18 protein-coding genes and 1 tRNA gene are annotated in these 16,784 nt (G+C 72.1%); 12 read left to right on the top strand and 7 right to left on the bottom strand.

The window, feature by feature from the left end; translation table 11 throughout:
• Positions 1-12 precede the first annotated feature (12 nt).
• Both ACFVQZ_RS06510 and ACFVQZ_RS06515 read left to right on the top strand, forming a co-directional pair.
• The gene (locus ACFVQZ_RS06510) at positions 13-774 is read left to right on the top strand and encodes a phosphoglyceromutase (RefSeq protein ID WP_030495558.1); all 762 of its coding nucleotides are present in this window, start codon (positions 13-15) and stop codon (positions 772-774) included.
• A gap of 154 nt (positions 775-928) precedes the next feature.
• Positions 929-1,687, top strand: a complete 759-nt coding sequence (locus ACFVQZ_RS06515; RefSeq protein WP_030495559.1) for a hypothetical protein — start codon at positions 929-931, stop codon at positions 1,685-1,687.
• 40 nt (positions 1,688-1,727) lie between these two features.
• Here ACFVQZ_RS06515 and ACFVQZ_RS06520 read toward each other — a convergent pair whose 3' ends face one another.
• Positions 1,728-2,261 (bottom strand): hypothetical protein, encoded by a 534-nt coding sequence (locus ACFVQZ_RS06520; protein ID WP_030495560.1) that lies wholly within the window; start codon positions 2,259-2,261, stop codon positions 1,728-1,730.
• A gap of 95 nt (positions 2,262-2,356) precedes the next feature.
• Between ACFVQZ_RS06520 and ACFVQZ_RS06525 the strand changes: the two genes are divergently transcribed.
• Positions 2,357-2,830, top strand: a complete 474-nt coding sequence (locus tag ACFVQZ_RS06525) for a GNAT family N-acetyltransferase (protein WP_383620107.1) — start codon at positions 2,357-2,359, stop codon at positions 2,828-2,830.
• Between the two features lie 56 nt (positions 2,831-2,886).
• On the opposite strand, the gene ACFVQZ_RS06530 is transcribed toward ACFVQZ_RS06525, so the two are convergent.
• Positions 2,887-3,039 carry a hypothetical protein gene (locus ACFVQZ_RS06530; RefSeq protein ID WP_321192883.1) on the bottom strand — a complete coding sequence of 51 codons (153 nt, stop codon included), beginning with the start codon at positions 3,037-3,039 and terminating at the stop codon, positions 2,887-2,889.
• 135 nt (positions 3,040-3,174) lie between these two features.
• Positions 3,175-3,855, bottom strand: coding sequence for a phosphate signaling complex protein PhoU (gene phoU / locus ACFVQZ_RS06535; protein ID WP_030495562.1), 681 nt, complete (start codon positions 3,853-3,855; stop codon positions 3,175-3,177).
• Between the two features lie 274 nt (positions 3,856-4,129).
• Here phoU and ACFVQZ_RS06540 point away from each other — a divergent pair, with 274 nt between their 5' ends.
• Both ACFVQZ_RS06540 and ACFVQZ_RS06545 read left to right on the top strand, forming a co-directional pair.
• Positions 4,130-5,362: a cell wall metabolism sensor histidine kinase WalK gene (locus ACFVQZ_RS06540; protein WP_030495563.1), complete on the top strand. Its 1,233-nt coding sequence runs from the start codon at positions 4,130-4,132 to the stop codon at positions 5,360-5,362.
• Positions 5,359-6,039 carry a response regulator gene (locus ACFVQZ_RS06545; RefSeq protein ID WP_030495564.1) on the top strand — a complete coding sequence of 227 codons (681 nt, stop codon included), beginning with the start codon at positions 5,359-5,361 and terminating at the stop codon, positions 6,037-6,039. The genes ACFVQZ_RS06540 and ACFVQZ_RS06545 overlap by 4 nt, the downstream gene beginning before the upstream one ends.
• A 252-nt stretch (positions 6,040-6,291) precedes the next feature.
• Here the strand turns inward: ACFVQZ_RS06545 and ACFVQZ_RS06550 are convergent, their stop codons facing one another.
• Entirely contained in the window at positions 6,292-6,945 is a 654-nt protein-coding gene (locus tag ACFVQZ_RS06550; RefSeq protein WP_383620112.1) for a DUF461 domain-containing protein, read from the bottom strand.
• A gap of 653 nt (positions 6,946-7,598) precedes the next feature.
• On the opposite strand from ACFVQZ_RS06550, the gene ACFVQZ_RS06555 reads away from it, so the two are divergent.
• From ACFVQZ_RS06555 to ACFVQZ_RS06580, 6 genes are all read left to right on the top strand, one after another.
• Positions 7,599-8,081, top strand: a complete 483-nt coding sequence (locus tag ACFVQZ_RS06555; protein WP_003953493.1) for a CarD family transcriptional regulator — start codon at positions 7,599-7,601, stop codon at positions 8,079-8,081.
• Between the two features lie 317 nt (positions 8,082-8,398).
• Positions 8,399-9,148, top strand: a complete 750-nt coding sequence (gene ispD, locus ACFVQZ_RS06560) for a 2-C-methyl-D-erythritol 4-phosphate cytidylyltransferase (protein ID WP_030495566.1) — start codon at positions 8,399-8,401, stop codon at positions 9,146-9,148.
• Positions 9,138-9,644, top strand: a complete 507-nt coding sequence (gene ispF, locus ACFVQZ_RS06565) for a 2-C-methyl-D-erythritol 2,4-cyclodiphosphate synthase (protein ID WP_030495567.1) — start codon at positions 9,138-9,140, stop codon at positions 9,642-9,644. The genes ispD and ispF overlap by 11 nt, the downstream gene beginning before the upstream one ends.
• Before the next feature lie 73 nt (positions 9,645-9,717).
• Positions 9,718-11,115 (top strand): cysteine--tRNA ligase, encoded by a 1,398-nt coding sequence (gene cysS / locus ACFVQZ_RS06570; RefSeq protein WP_030495568.1) that lies wholly within the window; start codon positions 9,718-9,720, stop codon positions 11,113-11,115.
• 91 nt (positions 11,116-11,206) lie between these two features.
• A complete protein-coding gene (rlmB, locus tag ACFVQZ_RS06575) occupies positions 11,207-12,160 on the top strand; it encodes a 23S rRNA (guanosine(2251)-2'-O)-methyltransferase RlmB (protein WP_030495569.1) in 954 nt (317 codons plus the stop codon).
• 118 nt (positions 12,161-12,278) lie between these two features.
• A complete protein-coding gene (locus tag ACFVQZ_RS06580) occupies positions 12,279-13,898 on the top strand; it encodes a DoxX family protein (RefSeq protein WP_383620117.1) in 1,620 nt (539 codons plus the stop codon).
• 68 nt (positions 13,899-13,966) lie between these two features.
• Here ACFVQZ_RS06580 and ACFVQZ_RS06585 read toward each other — a convergent pair whose 3' ends face one another.
• The 3 genes from ACFVQZ_RS06585 to ACFVQZ_RS06595 all read right to left on the bottom strand — a co-directional run bounded on the left by ACFVQZ_RS06585 (position 13,967) and on the right by ACFVQZ_RS06595 (position 16,457).
• Positions 13,967-14,683, bottom strand: coding sequence for a nucleotidyltransferase family protein (locus tag ACFVQZ_RS06585; protein WP_030495571.1), 717 nt, complete (start codon positions 14,681-14,683; stop codon positions 13,967-13,969).
• A 46-nt stretch (positions 14,684-14,729) separates the two neighbouring features.
• Positions 14,730-15,146 carry a hypothetical protein gene (locus tag ACFVQZ_RS06590; protein ID WP_030495572.1) on the bottom strand — a complete coding sequence of 139 codons (417 nt, stop codon included), beginning with the start codon at positions 15,144-15,146 and terminating at the stop codon, positions 14,730-14,732.
• A 213-nt stretch (positions 15,147-15,359) separates the two neighbouring features.
• Entirely contained in the window at positions 15,360-16,457 is a 1,098-nt protein-coding gene (locus ACFVQZ_RS06595) for a sn-glycerol-3-phosphate ABC transporter ATP-binding protein UgpC (protein ID WP_030495573.1), read from the bottom strand.
• 182 nt (positions 16,458-16,639) lie between these two features.
• On the opposite strand from ACFVQZ_RS06595, the gene ACFVQZ_RS06600 reads away from it, so the two are divergent.
• Positions 16,640-16,713, top strand: a tRNA-Thr gene (locus ACFVQZ_RS06600).
• The last annotated feature ends 71 nt before the right edge of the window (positions 16,714-16,784 follow it).

Raw genomic sequence — 16,784 nt, forward strand, 5'->3', positions numbered from 1 at the left:
AGGCTCGTACGCATGGCCGACGCACCGTACAAGCTGATCCTCCTCCGCCACGGCGAGAGCGAGTGGAACGAGAAGAATCTGTTCACCGGATGGGTGGACGTGAACCTCACCGCGAAGGGCGAGAAGGAGGCGACGCGCGGCGGCGAGCTGCTCAAGGACGCCGGCCTGCTCCCGGACGTGGTCCACACCTCCCTCCAGAAGCGCGCCATCCGCACCGCCCAGCTCGCGCTGGAGTCCGCGGACCGCCACTGGATCCCGGTCCACCGCTCCTGGCGCCTGAACGAGCGTCACTACGGCGCCCTCCAGGGCAAGGACAAGGCCCAGACCCTCGCCGAGTTCGGCGAGGAGCAGTTCATGCTCTGGCGCCGCTCGTACGACACCCCGCCGCCGGTCCTCTCCGACGACAGCGAGTACTCCCAGGCCGGCGACGCCCGCTACGCGACCATCCCGCCGGAGCTGCGCCCCCGCACCGAGTGCCTCAAGGACGTCGTCCAGCGCATGCTCCCGTACTGGTACGACGGCATCGTCCCGGACCTCCTCGCCGGCCGCACGGTCCTGGTCGCCGCCCACGGCAACAGCCTCCGCGCCCTGGTGAAGCACCTCGACGGCATCTCCGACGCCGACATCGCGGGCCTCAACATCCCCACCGGCATCCCCCTCGCCTACGAACTGGACGCCGACTTCAAGCCCGTCAACCCCGGCGGCACTTACCTCGACCCGGAAGCGGCAGCCGCCGCCATCGAGGCCGTCAAGAACCAGGGCAAGAAGAAGTAAGAACAGTGATCATGCCCCTGACCTGCGCACACGGCGCAGATCAGGGGCATTTTCGCGCCGTGGGGCCACGCTGGTGTCCCTCTGCACGCCCCCCTGACCGGCACAGGCTTCCGGGTGCCGTGAGCCCCCCTGCCTTTCTCCCTAGGGTGACCCCATGACACTGTCCCCCGGGCCTTCGCCTCACGCAGTCTCGCCCTCCTCCACGGAGCCGCTTCCGTCCGTCGACTGGATCGACCATGTCGACACGGACCCGAACCGTGCCCTGGAGATGCTGGTTCTGGGGTGGTACCCGGCCGAGGAGGTCGAGCCGAACCCCGAAGCGCTCACGGATGAGGAGCTGGCCGGTCTGCCGTCCTCGCTCGCGGCCTTCCACCGTCTCGCCCGCCTGCGCCCCGCCCTTCACCGCTTCAGCAACCCCATGCTTGAGCGGCCGCGGCGAGTCGAGAGACCGTGGGGCGGTCTGCTGGTCTTCGCCGTCGAGAACCAGGGATGCGCGGACTGGTCCATCCCGTGGCCGCCGCAGGGCGGCCCGGCAGACGCCGACCCCGCTGTCTGGCGCACAGAGGACCCCTACGCCGAGGAAGACCCGGAGATGATCCCCGAAGGGGAACCCCTCAGCCGCTTCCTCCTCCAGTTCACCCTCCACGAAGCCAGCGGCATCGCGCCCTTCAGGGCCTGGACCCATGAAATGCCCGTCGAACGCATGGAGCCGTTGCGGGAGTTCCTGCGCCCGGTCCCCCTCAGCCCGTTCCTCCCGGACTGCAGGGGCGACCTGTTCTTCGCGGCCCCTGGCCTGCTGGTGAGCATGAGCGCCGGTGAGACCGTGGCGGACCTCGCGTTCGCCGCACGCGACCGCGAAGTCCTCGCCTCCCTGCGGGCGTACGACTTCCCCTGGAGCCGCTTCGACGAGTGACCCCGCCCCGGCCTCGATGGCCGCCGCGCCTGAGGGGCCGTCAGTGTTCCTCGCGGCCGCCTGCCGCCTCGTCGCAGGCGGTGTCGCGGAAGTGGTCGAGGGTCGTCGTGCGGATCTCGTCGTCCAGGGTGTAGCGGACCTGGTCGGGCTTGAGGCGGGTCAGGTCCTCCGGGGTGAAGCGGACGGGGGAGGCCGTCCACGAGCCGTCGTCGGTCCAGCCGGCCAGGCGGTAGCTGCGGCCCTTCTCCAGGCGGGCCGTCTCCGTCTCCGGGGTCCACTCCTCGGTCGCCGGGGTGCTCGCCGTCTGCATGAGCGGCCAGGTGGTGAAGCCGGTGACGGGGCCGTCGTGGCGCCAGTCGCCGGTGACCTCGCGGGAGCCCTCGGGCGCGTCGTCGGGGTGCAGCATGGCGCCGTCGACGTGGTCGTGGCACATCAGGATCACGCCGAGCGGGGTGCCGTCCTCCGCCACGGTCACGCCCGTGAGGCCGGCCGGTGCCGACGAGCAGCCCGTGAGCAGCAGTGCGGCGGCTCCGGCCGCCGCCGCTGTCAGGAGGGTCGCTCGCGCGGTGGGCATGGCGGCAATTCTGTCGGGCGGAGCCGTCGCTGCCCAGGGGGTGACCGACGGTAATCCGAGGTGAACGGGGGAGCGGAGTCGCTAACGTCCTGTCCATGACACGATCACCGCGCCTGGAGCGGGTCACCCCCGCCACCGTCGACGCCGCCCTCGCCCTCCGCGTCCACCCCCACCAGGAGAAGAACGTCGCCCCCGTCGCGACGTCCCTCGCCGAGGCGTACGCGTACGGCGACGGCGCCTGGCCCCGGCTGATCTTCGACGGCGACCGGCTCGTCGGCTTCCTCATGGCCTTCGTCGACCTCGCCTGGCGCGGCGACGAGGACCCGGCCGACCGCCGCAGCGGCCTGTGGCGGCTGAACATCGCCGCCGACGCCCAGGGCGCCGGCTACGGCCGCTTCGCCGTCGAGGCCGTCGCCGGCGAGCTGCGCCGGCGCGGAGCCGACCGCATGTACGTCACCTGGGAGCCCGGCCCCGACGGCCCCGGCGGCTTCTACCGCCGGCTCGGATTCCGCACCACCGGAGAGGAGAGCGGCGGCCAGACCGTCGGCGTACGCGCACTGGGGGAGTGAGCGGCGGGGGAGCGCGTCCGCCGGGGGCGGCGGCGCCGTCTCCCCCGCCTCACGCGTCAGCCCGAGCAGCCGCCGCACTGGCACGGGCCGCCCGACTGGCAGCCGCAGCCGCAGCCGGAGCCGCAGCCGCAGGCCCCGAGGACGGGCAGGTGCGTCCGCTCGCGCGGGGCCTCCGCCGGGGCGTCGGGCGTGATGGGGGAATCGGCCATGGGGTCCCTCCCTCGCGGGACGCGGATCGTCCCTCGTCCCCCATTCCATGCCCACCCGGACCGGCGCATCAACGGCGCACGGAAGCCCCGTGCGCCCGTGCGCCCCCCGGACGCCCCGGCCCGCCCGCGTACCCCCTACGCGCCCTCGACCGGGGTGTCCGCCGGCTGGAGCTCGTCCGCGTGCTCGCCCGTCACCAGGTACACGACCCGCTTCGCCACCGACACCGCGTGGTCCGCGAACCGCTCGTAGTACCGGCCCAGCAGCGTCACGTCCACGGCCGTCTCGATGCCGTGCTTCCACCGGTCGTCCATCAGGTGCTGGAACAGCGCCCGGTGCAGCAGGTCCATCTCGTCGTCGTCCTGCTCCAGCTGCATCGCCAGGTCGACGTCCTTGGTGATGATCACCTCGGCCGCCTTCGCCATCAGGCGCTGCGCCAGCTGGCCCATCTGGAGGATGGTCGCGTGCAGGTCGTTCGGGACCGCGCGGTCCGGGAACCGCAGCCGGGTCAGCTTCGCCACGTGCTGCGCCAGGTCGCCCGAGCGCTCCAGGTCGGCGCTCATCCGCAGCGAGGTGACCACGATCCGCAGGTCCGTCGCCACCGGCTGCTGGCGCGCGAGCAGCGCTATCGCCCGGGCCTCCAGGTCGTGCTGGAGGTCGTCGACCTTCTGGTCCGCCGCGATCACGCTCTCCGCGAGCTTCAGGTCCGCGTCGAGCATCGCCGTCGTGGCGCGCCCGATCGCCGACCCGACCAGGCGGGCCATCTCGACCAGGCCCTCGCCGATCGAGTCAAGTTCCTCGTGGTACGCGTCCCGCATGGGTGTCCTCTTCTCCGGCAGTGCCTTCGCTCGTCATCGGGGGGTGGTCGCTCCGGACCCCCACGCTCCCACGTTCGGCCCCCTGTGCGTCCGGCTCCATCCCCTCGTATGAACCACCCCTTGCCTGAAGGTGAACTCTGGGAGACGCGGGCCTCCGCCCCTCCCAGGGCAAATGAACCGGTCCCGTCCCCAGGGTGAACTCTGAGCGACGAGTGTTCGAGCAGCCACTCGGACGGCTGGGAGAGTGTCCATGACCACGCATAACCTGGATGGCATGGACGTGAACGCGGCGGTCGCCGCATTGGCCGCGATCGCCGGCGTGTGCACCGGCGTGATCGCCATGCTGGCGTTCCGCTGGAGCGAGCGCGACCAGGCGCGACCCACCCGCACCTCCCTGCACACCGACGCCGTGCTGCCGCCCGGCGTCGACACCGTGCTCTCCGTGCTGCGCTCCTCCGCGGTCGTCCTCGACGAGAGCGACTCCGTGGTGAAGGCCAGCTCGGCGGCGTACGCCCTCGGACTCGTCCGGGGCGGCAAGCTCGCCGTGGAGCCCATGCTCAACATGGCCCGCGACACCCGCAGGGACGGGGAGATACGCCAGGTCGAGCTGGACCTCCCCCGGCGCGGCGGCGGACGCGGCGAGGCCCTCGCCGTCTCCGCGCGCGTCGCCCCGCTGGGCTCGCGGCTCGTGCTGCTCCTGGTCGAGGACCTGACGGAGGCCCGCCGTATCGAAGCGGTACGGCGCGACTTCGTCGCGAACGTGAGCCACGAGCTGAAGACCCCCGTCGGGGCGCTCTCGCTGCTCTCCGAGGCCGTCATGGACGCCTCGGACGACCCCGAGGCGGTCATGCGCTTCGCGGGCCGGATGCAGATCGAGGCGACCCGGCTGACCAACCTGGTCCAGGAGCTCATCGACCTCTCGCGGGTGCAGAACGACGACCCGCTGGAGGACTCCGAGCCGGTGTCCGTGGACGAGCTGGTCGCCGAGGCGATCGACCGCTCCCGGCACCCGGCCTCCACCAAGCAGATCACCATGGCCTCCGGCGGCGCCGCCGACCTGTACGTCTGGGGCAGCCGCGGCCAGCTCGCCGCCGCCCTCGGCAACCTCGTCGAGAACGCCGTCAACTACTCGCCGGCCCGGACCCGCGTGGGCATCGCCGCCCGCCGGGTCGCGGCGCCCGGCGGGGACCTCATCGAGATAGCCGTGACCGACCAGGGCATCGGCATCCCGGAGAAGGACCGCGAGCGGATCTTCGAGCGCTTCTACCGCGTCGACCCGGCACGCTCGCGTGCCACCGGCGGTACGGGGCTCGGGCTCGCGATCGTCAAGCACGTGGCCGCCTCGCACGGCGGAGAGGTCACGGTGTGGAGCACCGAGGGTCAGGGCTCCACCTTCACCCTGCGGCTGCCCGAGGCGGGCTCCGCACGGGACCGCCGGACCGCCGCCTCCTCCCTCACCCCCGATCTCATGACCGAACCGCTTCCCGCACCGGAGGTCCTTCCGTGACCCGAGTCCTTGTCGTCGAGGATGAGGAATCCTTCAGCGACGCCCTGTCGTACATGCTCCGCAAGGAGGGCTTCGAGGTCGCCGTGGCGGCGACCGGGCCCGACGGCCTCGACGAGTTCGAGCGCAACGGAGCGGACCTCGTCCTCCTCGACCTGATGCTGCCGGGCCTGCCCGGCACGGAGGTCTGCCGGCAGCTGCGGGGCCGCTCCAACGTCCCGGTCATCATGGTGACCGCGAAGGACAGCGAGATCGACAAGGTCGTCGGGCTGGAGATAGGAGCCGACGACTACGTGACGAAGCCCTTCTCCTCGCGCGAGCTGGTCGCCCGCATCCGCGCGGTGCTGCGCCGGCGCGGCGAGCCGGAGGAGGTCACCCCGGCGGCCCTGGAGGCCGGCCCGGTCCGCATGGACGTCGACCGGCACGTGGTGACGGTCGCCGGCGCGAAGATCGACCTCCCGCTGAAGGAGTTCGACCTCCTGGAGATGCTGCTGCGCAACGCGGGCCGCGTGCTCACCCGCATGCAGCTCATCGACCGCGTCTGGGGCGCGGACTACGTGGGCGACACCAAGACCCTCGACGTCCACGTCAAGCGCCTCCGCGCCAAGATCGAACCCGACCCCGGCGCCCCGCGCTACCTGGTGACGGTCCGCGGCCTGGGCTACAAGTTCGAGCCGTAGGATCCCCGCCCGCCCCGAGGCCGGGCGGAGCCCGGCGCAGCGTCCCGAAGCCCGGGAGGCCCCCAGGGGCCGAGCGGCGCGAGGGGCGCACGCGGGGCAGGGGCTCGAGCCCCGGACCCCGGTGCCCCGCGCTACCTGGTGACGGTCCGCGGCCTGGGCTACAAGTTCGAGCCGTAGGAAGGCCTGAGCGTACGCCGCTACGCCGAGAGGGGCGCCCCTGGTGGGGCGCCCCTCTCGGCGTGTGCGGGTGACTCAGTGGCCGGCGGTGGGGCTCGCCTCGCCGTGCCCGCCGGACTCGGCGCCGTGGCTGCCCGACTCGGAGCCGTGGCCGCCGTGCTCGCCCGACTCGGCCGTGGCCTCGGCGGACGGGGTGGCGCCGGGCGGGAGCGGGACCTCGGACGGGCCGAAGTCCTTGTAGTAGCTCGTCGACGGGACGACGAACGCCTCCAGGGAGACGTCACCGGTCTTGCTGAACGTGAACGTGACCTTCTGCGCGTCGCCGTTCTTCGCGGCCTCGTGGCCGTTCTCGATCGTGGCGGTGGCGTTGCCCGTGCCGCCGATGACGACGGAGCCGCCGGCCGGGACGACGACCGGGCCGCTGCCCTTGGCGGACTTCAGGGCGACCGGCGCGTTGCTGCCGGGCAGGCTGATGGACTCCAGCGTCTGCGGGGCGCGGCCGTTGTTGAAGACGGTCGCGGCGACGACGGCCGGGCCCTTGGCGCCGGCGGTCGGCTGGGTGATGACGACCGCGTTCTGGATCTTGACGTCGTCCACGGTGACGGCGGCGTTGTCCGGACGGATCTGGAGCGTCTGGGCGTCGTTGCCCGCACCGCAGGCGGACAGCGCGGCGATCGAGAACACGATGGCGGTGGCGGCGAGGGCGCCGCGTCGAAGGCTGCGGCTCACGGCGGCGGCAACTCCTAGGACGTACGGACGAGAGGGACTAAGGACCAGCTAAAGGTGCGTCAGCGCGCTTAGGTTACCGAGCCGCACTCTCCGTCCCGCACCCGACCCGCCCCTAAGCCCCCGCCGCCGCGCGGCGGCCGGTCCCGGCCCCGTGCCGCGCGGCCCCGGAGCGGCCCCCGTGCCGCCCGGAGCGGCGCCGCGCGCGGTGCGGCGGAGGCGTGGCCGGATCACATCCCATTGGCCCCGCGTTCACATAACCGACGTGATCAATTCCGTCGGCCGCGTCGCATTCCGCATGCCTTCCCTTACGGAAAAGCACCGGCGGACCGCCCGCTGATCAATTCCGGATTCTCGGCGCGATCCCTCCGTACGGGTGGTCGATCCTCGAACGGAGTACGCGAACGGGCCCCCTCCGGGTCGGACGAACCAGGACATAACGCCCTCTCTGGGGAGCCCGGGAAGTGTGTGACGCCCATGTTTCTCTCCGTCGACGCAGCCGCTCCGACCTGCGAATACCGCCTTCCGGAAGCCCTCCGCAGCACGCGGGCGACGCACTTGTCAAGCCCCGAGATATGCCCTGACCTGCGGAAACGCCATTCAGAAGAAGCCGTTTCCGTGTTACCCTGGATAGCCACGGAAGGGGTACCTGTCACATGACGTTCAAGGTTGGCGACACCGTGGTCTATCCCCATCACGGGGCCGCGCTGATCGAGGCCATCGAAACTCGCCAGATCAAAGGCGTGGACAAGACCTACTTGGTGCTCAAGGTCGCGCAGGGCGACCTGACGGTTCGCGTGCCGGCGGACAACGCGGAGTTCGTAGGCGTGCGCGACGTTGTCGGGCAGGACGGGCTGGACCGGGTCTTCGAGGTGCTGCGCGCGCCGTACGCCGAGGAGCCGACGAACTGGTCCCGCCGCTACAAGGCGAACCTCGAGAAGCTCGCCTCCGGCGATGTCATCAAGGTCGCCGAAGTGGTCCGCGACCTCTGGCGCCGCGAGCGCGAGCGCGGTCTCTCCGCAGGGGAGAAGCGCATGCTCGCCAAGGCGCGCCAGATCCTGGTGAGCGAACTGGCGCTCGCCGAGAACACCAACGAGGACAAGGCCGAGGCCCTCCTCGACGAGGTGCTCGCGTCCTGACGCCCGGCCTTCCAGGTCCGGCGCACATCACGCCCAGCAGCACTGCCGCGGTGCCCGCCGACGAGCTGTGAATCACCGATTCCCCGAATCACCGATTCCACAGTCCCGTCGCCGGGCACTGCGGCATGTCCGCCCCTCCTCAGTCCTCCCCCACACGCCCCCACGCACGAAAGAACCGGGACGCGTCCCGGCCACGGCTCCCGCATGGCGACGCCCCGACCGTCGTCACGGAAAGGGCCCGGTCGAGGCGTCGTCTCACAGCCTGCTGACGCCATACCCACGTCGCCCGCGGAAACAAACCTGCCGGAGTGCAACCGATGTCTGACGAAGCGCGTCCCCGTCGAACCGCCGTGGTGATCCCGGCCGCCGGGCGGGGCGTACGCCTCGGTCCGGGCGCCCCGAAAGCGCTGCGCGCGCTGAACGGCACCCCCATGCTCATCCACGCCGTCCGCGCCATGGCCGCCTCCCGCGCGGTCCAGCTCGTCGTCGTGGTCGCCCCCGCCGACGGCGTCGCCGAGGTCAAACACCTCCTCGACGCCCACGCCCTCCCCGAGCGCACCGATTACCTCGTCGTCGCCGGCGGCGACACCCGCCAGGAGTCCGTCCACCTCGGACTCAAGGCGCTCCCCGCCGGCATCGACACCGTCCTCGTCCACGACGCGGCCCGCCCCCTCGTCCCCGTCGACACCGTCGACGCCGTCATCGAGGCCGTCCGCGACGGCGCCGTCGCCGTCGTCCCCGCGCTCCCCGTCGCCGACACCGTCAAGGAGGTCGAGCCGGCCGCGCGGCCCGGCGACCCCGAACAGGTCGTCGCCACCCCGGTCCGCTCCCGCCTCCGCGCCGTCCAGACCCCCCAGGGCTTCGACCACGCCACCCTGGCCGACGCCCACGCCACCATCGCCCTCGCCGGCGACGGCGCCACCGACGACGCCGGCATGGTCGAACGGCTCGGCGTCCCCGTCGTCGTCGTCCCCGGCCACGAAGAGGCGTTCAAGGTGACCCGCCCCCTCGACCTCGTCCTCGCCGAGGCCGTACTCGCCCGCAGGAGGGCCAACGATGGCTTCTGATTCCCCCGTCCTCCCCCGCACCGGCATCGGCACCGACGTCCACGCCTTCGAGCAGGGCCGCCCCCTCTGGTGCGCCGGCCTCCTCTGGGACGACCGGGACAGCGACGGGTACGGACTCGCCGGGCACTCCGACGGCGACGTCGCCGCCCACGCCGCCTGCGACGCGCTCTTCTCCGCCGCCGGCGTCGGCGACCTCGGCGCCCACTTCGGCACCTCCCGCCCCGAGTACGCCGGCGCCTCCGGCACCACCCTCCTCGCCGAGGCCGCCCGCATCGTCCGCGCCGAGGGATACGAGATCGGCAACATCGCCGTCCAGGTCATCGGCGTCCGCCCCAAGATCGGCAAGCGCCGCGACGAAGCCCAGAAGGCGCTGAGCGAAGCGGCCGGCGCCCCCGTCTCCGTCTCCGGCACCACCACCGACGGGCTCGGCCTCACCGGCCGCGCCGAGGGCCTCGCCGCCCTCGCGACCGCCCTGGTGTACCCCGTACCGAGGTAGCGGCCGCGAAAATCGTGCCCCGGGACCCACGATCGGTCGCGGGGCACCGCCCCGCGCCCACTACCCTGGACCCGTGACTATTCGCCTGTACGACACCAGCGCCCGGCAGATCCGTGACTTCACCCCGCTCACGCCGGGCTCCGTCTCGATCTACCTCTGTGGCGCCACCGTCCAGGCGGCCCCCCACATCGGACACATCCGGTCCGGCCTCAACTTCGACATCATGCGCCGCTGGTTCGCCTACCGCGGCTACGACGTCACCTTCGTCCGCAATGTCACCGACATCGACGACAAGATCATCGCCAAGGGCCAGGACCAGAACCGCCCCTGGTGGTCGATCGGGTACGAGAACGAGCGCGCCTTCAACGACGGCTACGACGTCCTGGGATGCCTGCCGCCCACCTACGAGCCCCGCGCCACCGGCCACGTCCCCGAGATGATCGAGATGATGCGCGGCCTCATCGAGCGCGGCCACGCCTACGAGGCCGACGGCAGCGTCTACTTCGACGTCCGCTCCTTCCCCGGCTACCTGGAGCTCTCCAACCAGGACCTCGACGACCTCCGCCAGCCCGACGAAGGCGTCTCCGGCAAGCGCGACCCCCGCGACTTCGCCATGTGGAAGGCCACCAAGCCCGGCGAGCCCGACTGGGAGACCCCCTGGGGCCGCGGCCGCCCCGGCTGGCACCTCGAATGCTCGGCCATGGCCCACAAGTACCTCGGCTCCGCCTTCGACATCCACGGCGGCGGCCTCGACCTGATCTTCCCCCACCACGAGAACGAGATCGCCCAGGCCAAGGCGTTCGGTGACGAGTTCGCCCGCTACTGGGTCCACAACGCGTGGGTCACCATGAGCGGCGAGAAGATGTCGAAGTCGCTCGGCAACTCCGTCCTCGTCTCGGAGATGGTCAAGAACTGGCGCCCCATCGTCCTCCGCTACTACCTGGGCACCCCGCACTACCGCTCGATGATCGAGTACAGCGAGGAGTCCCTGCGCGAGGCCGAGGCCGCCTTCGGCCGCATCGAGGGCTTCGTCCAGCGCGCCACCGAGAAGGCCGGCCGGACCGTCCCGCCCGCCGCCGAGGTCCCCCCGGCCTTCGCCGAGGCCATGGACGACGACCTGGGCGTCCCGCACGCCCTCGCGATCATCCACACCACCGTCCGCCAGGGCAACAGCGCCCTCGCCGCCGACGACAAGGACGAGGCCATCGCCCGCCTCGCCGAGGTCCGCGCCATGCTCGGCGTTCTCGGCCTCGACCCCCTCGACCCCCAGTGGGCCGACGAGACCGGCGGCGGCGAAGAGCTCCACGGCGTCGTCGACACCCTCGTCCGCCTCGTCCTCCAGCAGCGCGAAGCCGCCCGCGAGCGCAAGGACTGGGCCACCGCCGACGCCATCCGCGACCAGCTCACCCAGTCCGGCCTCTCCATCGAGGACGGCCCCGACGGCCCCCGCTGGACCATCGCCAACCGGTAGAACACCCCGATGATGTGCCGCCCGGAGACCCGGGCGGCACACTTCACTTACAGACTTCATACGCACGCAGTCAGAGGAACAGGTAACAACCATGGCCGGGAACAGCCAGCGCAGGGGACGTCGCACGTCGAACAAGAAGGGCGCGACGGTCGGCAGCGGTGGCCAGCGGCGCAAGGGCCTCGAAGGCAAGGGCCCCACGCCCAAGGCCGAGAACCGCAAGGGCCACAAGGCGTACCGCGTCTCCAACGCCATGGCGCGCAACGCCGCCAAGCGCAAGCCCGTCGCCCGCCGCGGCGGCAAGGGCCAGGCCGAGATGGTCGTCGGCCGCAACCCCGTCTTCGAGGCCCTGCGCGACGGCGTCCCCGCCACCACCCTGTACGTCCAGCAGTTCATCGACAACGACGAGCGCGTGCGCGAGGCCCTCAACCTCGCCACCGGCCGCGGCACCATCAACATCATGGAGGCGCCGCGCCCCGAGCTCGACCGGATGACCAACGGCCTCAACCACCAGGGCCTCGTCCTCCAGGTCCCGCCCTACGAGTACGCCCACCCCGAGGACCTCGCCGCGGCGGCCTACGACGACCACGAGGACCCGCTGATCGTCGCCCTCGACGGCGTCACCGACCCGCGCAACCTCGGCGCCGTCGTCCGCTCCGTCTCCGCCTTCGGCGGCCACGGCGTCGTCGTCCCCGAGCGCCGCGCCGCCGGCATGACCGCCGGAGCCTGGAAGACCTCCGCCGGCACCGCCGCCCGCACCCCGGTGGCCCGCGCCACCAACCTCACCCGCTGCCTGCAGGAGTACCAGAAGGCCGGCCTCACCGTCGTCGGCCTCTCCGCCGACGGCGACACCGAGGTCCACGAGCTCGAAGCCCTCGAAGGCCCCGTCGTCATCGTCGTCGGCTCCGAGGGCAAGGGCCTCTCCCGGCTCGTCGGCGAGACCTGCGACCACCTCGTCCGCATCCCCATGCCCGGCGGCGCCGAGTCCCTCAACGCCGGTGTCGCCGCCGGCGTCGTCCTCTACGAGGCCGCCCGTCGCCGCAGGTGACCGCCCTCCCCCGGACGGACCGGAACCGTACGGGGGACCCGCCCCGGCCGTGATCTTGACGGACCTCGGACATCCGAGCCCGTCAAGGCAGTGTCCAAACCCCGCGTCACTCGGTTAGATGAGTGTGGACACCAGAACGCCCCGGCCGGGGTTCGACGATCAGCCCGCGCTGAGCATGGTCAAGGTGGATTCCGATCCCGCCCAGGTGATCGTGAACCACGCCAGCTTCCGTGTGCGGCTCGCGCCGGCCCAGCAGCCGAAGTTCGGCGCGAACCCGCGCGTGGCCGCCCTCTCCGGAGCCGGCGGCGCCGGGGCGCCGCGCCGACGACCCGTCGTGTGGACCGGCAAGGCCAACCCCGGAGCCACCGGACTCCTCCAGGCCGTACGCGAGTCCTCGGCAGCCCCGGCCGGCGCCGTCTCCACACTGGAGCCGACCACCCAGGCCATCCCCCGCATCGACGACACGATGCCCACCCCGATGGTCCCCGCCGAAGCCGCCGCGCCCCTCCTGCCGCCCATGCGACGGGCCGAAGGCGCCTACGACGACGTGTACGACCTGCGGCCCGAGCCCGAGGCGTACGAGGAGACCCGGCACGACGGCCGGCGCCACGGCTCCACGGAGACATCAGCCGCTTCCGCGGCGGGCGTCCGGCACGCGTACTACCCCGGCCGCCGCATGAACCTCGGCGTGGTGCTGCTGCCGCTCCGCGTCTTCCTCGGCTTCATCTCCATCTACGCCGGCATGGGCAAGCTCTGCGACCCCGTCTACTTCGACGGCGGCGAACGCGGCTCCATGGTCAAGTGGCTCACCCAGCTCCACCCCTGGCCGCTCGCCGAACCGCTCCGCGACTTCGCCCTCCAGCACCCCGTCGGCGCCGGACTCACCGTCGCCTTCCTCCAGGTCGTCGTCGGCGTCCTCACCGTCCTCGGCCTCTGGCAGCGCGTCGCCGCCGTCGTCGGCGCCCTCCTCTCCGCCGCCCTCATCCTCACCGTCAGCTGGCGCACCGTCCCCGTCTACGACGCGCCCGACATCATCTACCTCGCCGCCTGGTCCCCGCTGATCATCGCCGGCGCCCCCGTCTACTCCCTCGACGGACGCCTCGCCGGCGAAGCCTGGCGCACCCTCGGCCCCCGCGCCGAACTCTGGGAACTCCGCCGCCGGGTGCTGCGCCGCTCCATGCTGTACGCCTCCGTCGTCGTCGGCCTCACCCTCCTCATCGGCTCCGTCCTCGGCGGCGCCGTCCGCTCCACCGAGATGGTCACCGTCCCCGGCCCCAACGACGACCCGGTCAACCACCTCCCCGGCCAGCCGCTCCCCACCGAACCCGAGCGCCGCCGCACCCCCTCCGAGACCCCCCGCGACACCCGCCCCGAACCGTCGGAGGCCGAGACCACCGAAGCCGGCGAGGAGAGCCCGGCGACCGAGGAGGCCACCCGGCCCACCGAGACCGGCACCGGCCGCGAGACCGGCTCCACCCCGACCCAGGAACAGCGCCCCACCGCCACCGACGGCACAGGCGGCGGCACCGGCAGCCGTACCCCCACCCAGTCCGAGCCCGCGCCGCCGCCCACCACCAGCGACAGCCCGAGCGGCACCACCGACACCTCCACCGGCGGCGGTTCCTCGTCCACCGGCGGCTCCTCCACCGGCACCCCCACCCAGGAGACGCCCACTGAGGAGGCCCCCAGCAGCGGTGGCGACGCCCCGCAGAACCCGATCGGCGGCCTGCTCGGCTGACCCGCGGTCGCACCCGCACACACGAAGGCGGCACCACCCCCCCAGGGGCGGTGCCGCCTTCGCGCGTCTCAGTGGGTCTGCGCGGCCAGCTCCTTGGCGGCCTCCGTCAGGTCCTTCGCGGTGTCGATCGCCCTCCAGTACGCCCCCTGCGGCAGCGGGAAGCCGGCCAGGCGCCGCTCGCGGGCGAGGCGCGGGAACGCGGTCCGCTCGTGGTCCCCGACGTCCGGCAGCTCACGGACGAAGGCGGCGGAGAAGACGTACACGCCGGCGTTGATGAGGAACGGCGACGGCGGCGCCTCGACGAAGTCGGTGATGTGCCCGAACGTGTCGGTCTCGACGGCGCCCCATGGGATCCGCGGGCGGGCCAGGGCGAGCGTCGCGGTGGCGTCCCGCTCGTCGTGGAAGGCGGCCATCTCCCGCAGCGAGAAGCGGGTCCAGATGTCGCCGTTCGTGGCGTACCACGGCCGGTCCGGCTCCGGCAGGTGCGCGGCCGCGTACTTGAGGCCGCCGCCCCGGCCCAGCGGTTCGGTCTCGACGACCGTGGTCACCTTCAGGGGCAGCTCCGCCCCCTCCAGCCACTCCTGGAGGACCTCGGCGAGGTGCCCGCAGGAGACGACCGCGTCGGTCACGCCCTCGGCGGCCAGCCAGGAAAGCTGATGGCCGATGATCGGGGTCCCGGTACCCGGGATCTCGACCATCGGCTTGGGGCGGTCATCGGTGTAGGGGCGCAGCCGCGAGCCCTGGCCGCCCGCCAGGACCACGGCCTGCGTCGGAGTGGTGTGCATACGGGGAACCATAGGTCCCCCGCCGCCGCGGGCGCGGTGACGGCGCTCAGCTCGTCGCGCGCATCACGCCGGTCGCGTACGAGGTGTCGCAGACCGGGCGGGAGAAGGACTGGGCCCGGGCGGGGCCGTAGTGCTCGACCGCGGCGCGGCCGAGGGCGCGGGCGATCGACACGCAGTGCTCGGCGAGCGAGGGGCGGTTCTCCACCTCGCGCTGGAGGTGCGTCAGGGCGACGCCGGGGTCCTTCTCCTGGAGCTCGGCGAGGAGCCGGTCGCGCAGCACGTCCTGCGGGGCGCGGGACTTGGCGCGGGTGGAGACGTCCGAGGCGGAGGCGGTCAGCATCTGGCCTTCGGCGTCCTGGCCGGCCCACGGCACGGCGGACACCGCGAGCGTTCCCGACAGGACCAGGACGACGGGCAGGACGAGGGCGAGGGAGCGGCCGATTCGGCGGGCAGTGTGCGTCACGCAGGCGAGCGTAGCGGCCGGTAGTGATATGGCGACATTTAGTCACTCTCGCGGGCGATGGTTCGACGCGGCTTTTCGAATCCCGTGTTGACGCGGAGGGGTCGGGCGGGCCCCGAATGCCGGGGTTTTCCGGGGTAAGCCCGTTTAAACGAACGACCCCGCGTCCGCCAGGGACACGGGGCCGTTCGCCACGGGCCGGTTTCGGCCCCGGGGTCACTCGCTGATGCGCTGCTCCGTGGACTTGGAGAAGACGTGCAGCTCGCCGGCGCGCGGCACGACGTGCAGCGTGGAGCCCTTGGCCGGGATCTCGCGGCCGCCGACGCGGATCACGATGTCCTTGTCCTCGCCGCCGACGCGGGTGGAGCCGTAGACGAAGCCGTCGGAGCCGAGCTCCTCGACGACGTTCACGGTCACGGCCACGCCGTCCTTGCTGGTCGGGCCGGACACGTCGAAGTGCTCCGGGCGGACGCCGACGACGACGGTCGTGTCGCCGTTCGCGGCGGCGGCGGCGAGCGCGTCGCGCGGGACCGGGACGACGCTGTTGCCGAACTTGACGCCGCCCTCGGTGATCGGGACCTCGATCAGGTTCATGGCGGGGGAGCCGATGAAGCCGGCGACGAAGAGGTTCGCGGGCCTGTCGTACATGTTGCGCGGGGTGTCGACCTGCTGGAGCAGACCGTCCTTCAGCACGGCGACGCGGTCGCCCATGGTGAGGGCCTCGGTCTGGTCGTGGGTGACGTAGACCGTCGTGATGCCGAGCCGGCGCTGGAGGCCGGCGATCTGCGTACGGGTCGAGACGCGGAGCTTGGCGTCGAGGTTCGACAGCGGCTCGTCCATGAGGAAGACCTGCGGCTCGCGGACGATGGCGCGGCCCATGGCGACGCGCTGGCGCTGACCGCCGGAGAGCGCCTTCGGCTTGCGGTCCAGGTACTGGGTGAGGTCGAGGATCTTCGCGGCCTCTTCGACCTTCGCGCGGATCTCGCTCTTGTTGACGCCGGCGATCTTGAGCGCGAAGCCCATGTTGTCGGCGACGGTCATGTGCGGGTACAGCGCGTAGTTCTGGAACACCATGGCGATGTCCCGGTCCTTCGGCGGCAGGTGGGTGACGTCGCGGTCCCCGATGCGGATGGCACCCGCGTTCACGTCCTCCAGCCCCGCGAGCATCCGCAGCGAGGTCGACTTGCCGCAGCCCGAGGGCCCGACGAGGACGAGGAACTCGCCGTCGCCGATCTCGATGTCGAGCTGGTCGACGGAGGGGGTCTTGGCGCCGGGGTAGATCCGCGTCGCCTTGTCGAAAGTGACAGAAGCCATGGTGAAAGGTCCCTTCACCGGCAGGAACGTGCCGGACGATCCGAGTAAAGGAAGAGTTGAGGTCTAGTCCACCTGGGTGAACTCCGCTCGACGCTACCTGGCGGCGCCGGTTCTGTCAGCAGTCCGGGGGGCGTGAGATTTCCGACCGCGGGCCGGGCGGGGTTGGTTAGACTGCACTCGCTGCCGCCTTAGCTCAGTTGGCTAGAGCGCTTGACTTGTAATCTTGAGGTCGTCGGTTCGATTCCGACAGGCGGCTCTGTACGACGAAGACCCCGCCCCCGCCGTCCGGGGGGCGGGGTCTTCGCGGTAGCGTGCGGCGCGCGCACC

The sequence above is a fragment of the Streptomyces sp. NPDC057854 genome, from assembly GCF_042797055.1.
Taxonomy (GTDB): Bacteria; Actinomycetota; Actinomycetes; order Streptomycetales; family Streptomycetaceae; genus Streptomyces.

Excerpts from the sequence above, each read along its gene's own strand:
- ACFVQZ_RS06510 (WP_030495558.1), top strand. The coding sequence starts at position 13 with ATGGCCGACGCACCGTACAAGCTGATCCTCCTCCGCCACGGCGAGAGC.
- ACFVQZ_RS06515 (WP_030495559.1), top strand. The coding sequence starts at position 929 with ATGACACTGTCCCCCGGGCCTTCGCCTCACGCAGTCTCGCCCTCCTCC.
- ACFVQZ_RS06520 (WP_030495560.1), bottom strand. The coding sequence starts at position 2,261 with ATGCCCACCGCGCGAGCGACCCTCCTGACAGCGGCGGCGGCCGGAGCC.
- ACFVQZ_RS06525 (WP_383620107.1), top strand. The coding sequence starts at position 2,357 with ATGACACGATCACCGCGCCTGGAGCGGGTCACCCCCGCCACCGTCGAC.
- ACFVQZ_RS06530 (WP_321192883.1), bottom strand. The coding sequence starts at position 3,039 with ATGGCCGATTCCCCCATCACGCCCGACGCCCCGGCGGAGGCCCCGCGC.
- phoU (WP_030495562.1), bottom strand. The coding sequence starts at position 3,855 with ATGCGGGACGCGTACCACGAGGAACTTGACTCGATCGGCGAGGGCCTG.
- ACFVQZ_RS06540 (WP_030495563.1), top strand. The coding sequence starts at position 4,130 with ATGGACGTGAACGCGGCGGTCGCCGCATTGGCCGCGATCGCCGGCGTG.
- ACFVQZ_RS06555 (WP_003953493.1), top strand. The coding sequence starts at position 7,599 with ATGACGTTCAAGGTTGGCGACACCGTGGTCTATCCCCATCACGGGGCC.
- ispD (WP_030495566.1), top strand. The coding sequence starts at position 8,399 with ATGTCTGACGAAGCGCGTCCCCGTCGAACCGCCGTGGTGATCCCGGCC.
- ispF (WP_030495567.1), top strand. The coding sequence starts at position 9,138 with ATGGCTTCTGATTCCCCCGTCCTCCCCCGCACCGGCATCGGCACCGAC.
- rlmB (WP_030495569.1), top strand. The coding sequence starts at position 11,207 with ATGGCCGGGAACAGCCAGCGCAGGGGACGTCGCACGTCGAACAAGAAG.
- ACFVQZ_RS06580 (WP_383620117.1), top strand. The coding sequence starts at position 12,279 with ATGAGTGTGGACACCAGAACGCCCCGGCCGGGGTTCGACGATCAGCCC.
- ACFVQZ_RS06585 (WP_030495571.1), bottom strand. The coding sequence starts at position 14,683 with ATGCACACCACTCCGACGCAGGCCGTGGTCCTGGCGGGCGGCCAGGGC.
- ACFVQZ_RS06595 (WP_030495573.1), bottom strand. The coding sequence starts at position 16,457 with ATGGCTTCTGTCACTTTCGACAAGGCGACGCGGATCTACCCCGGCGCC.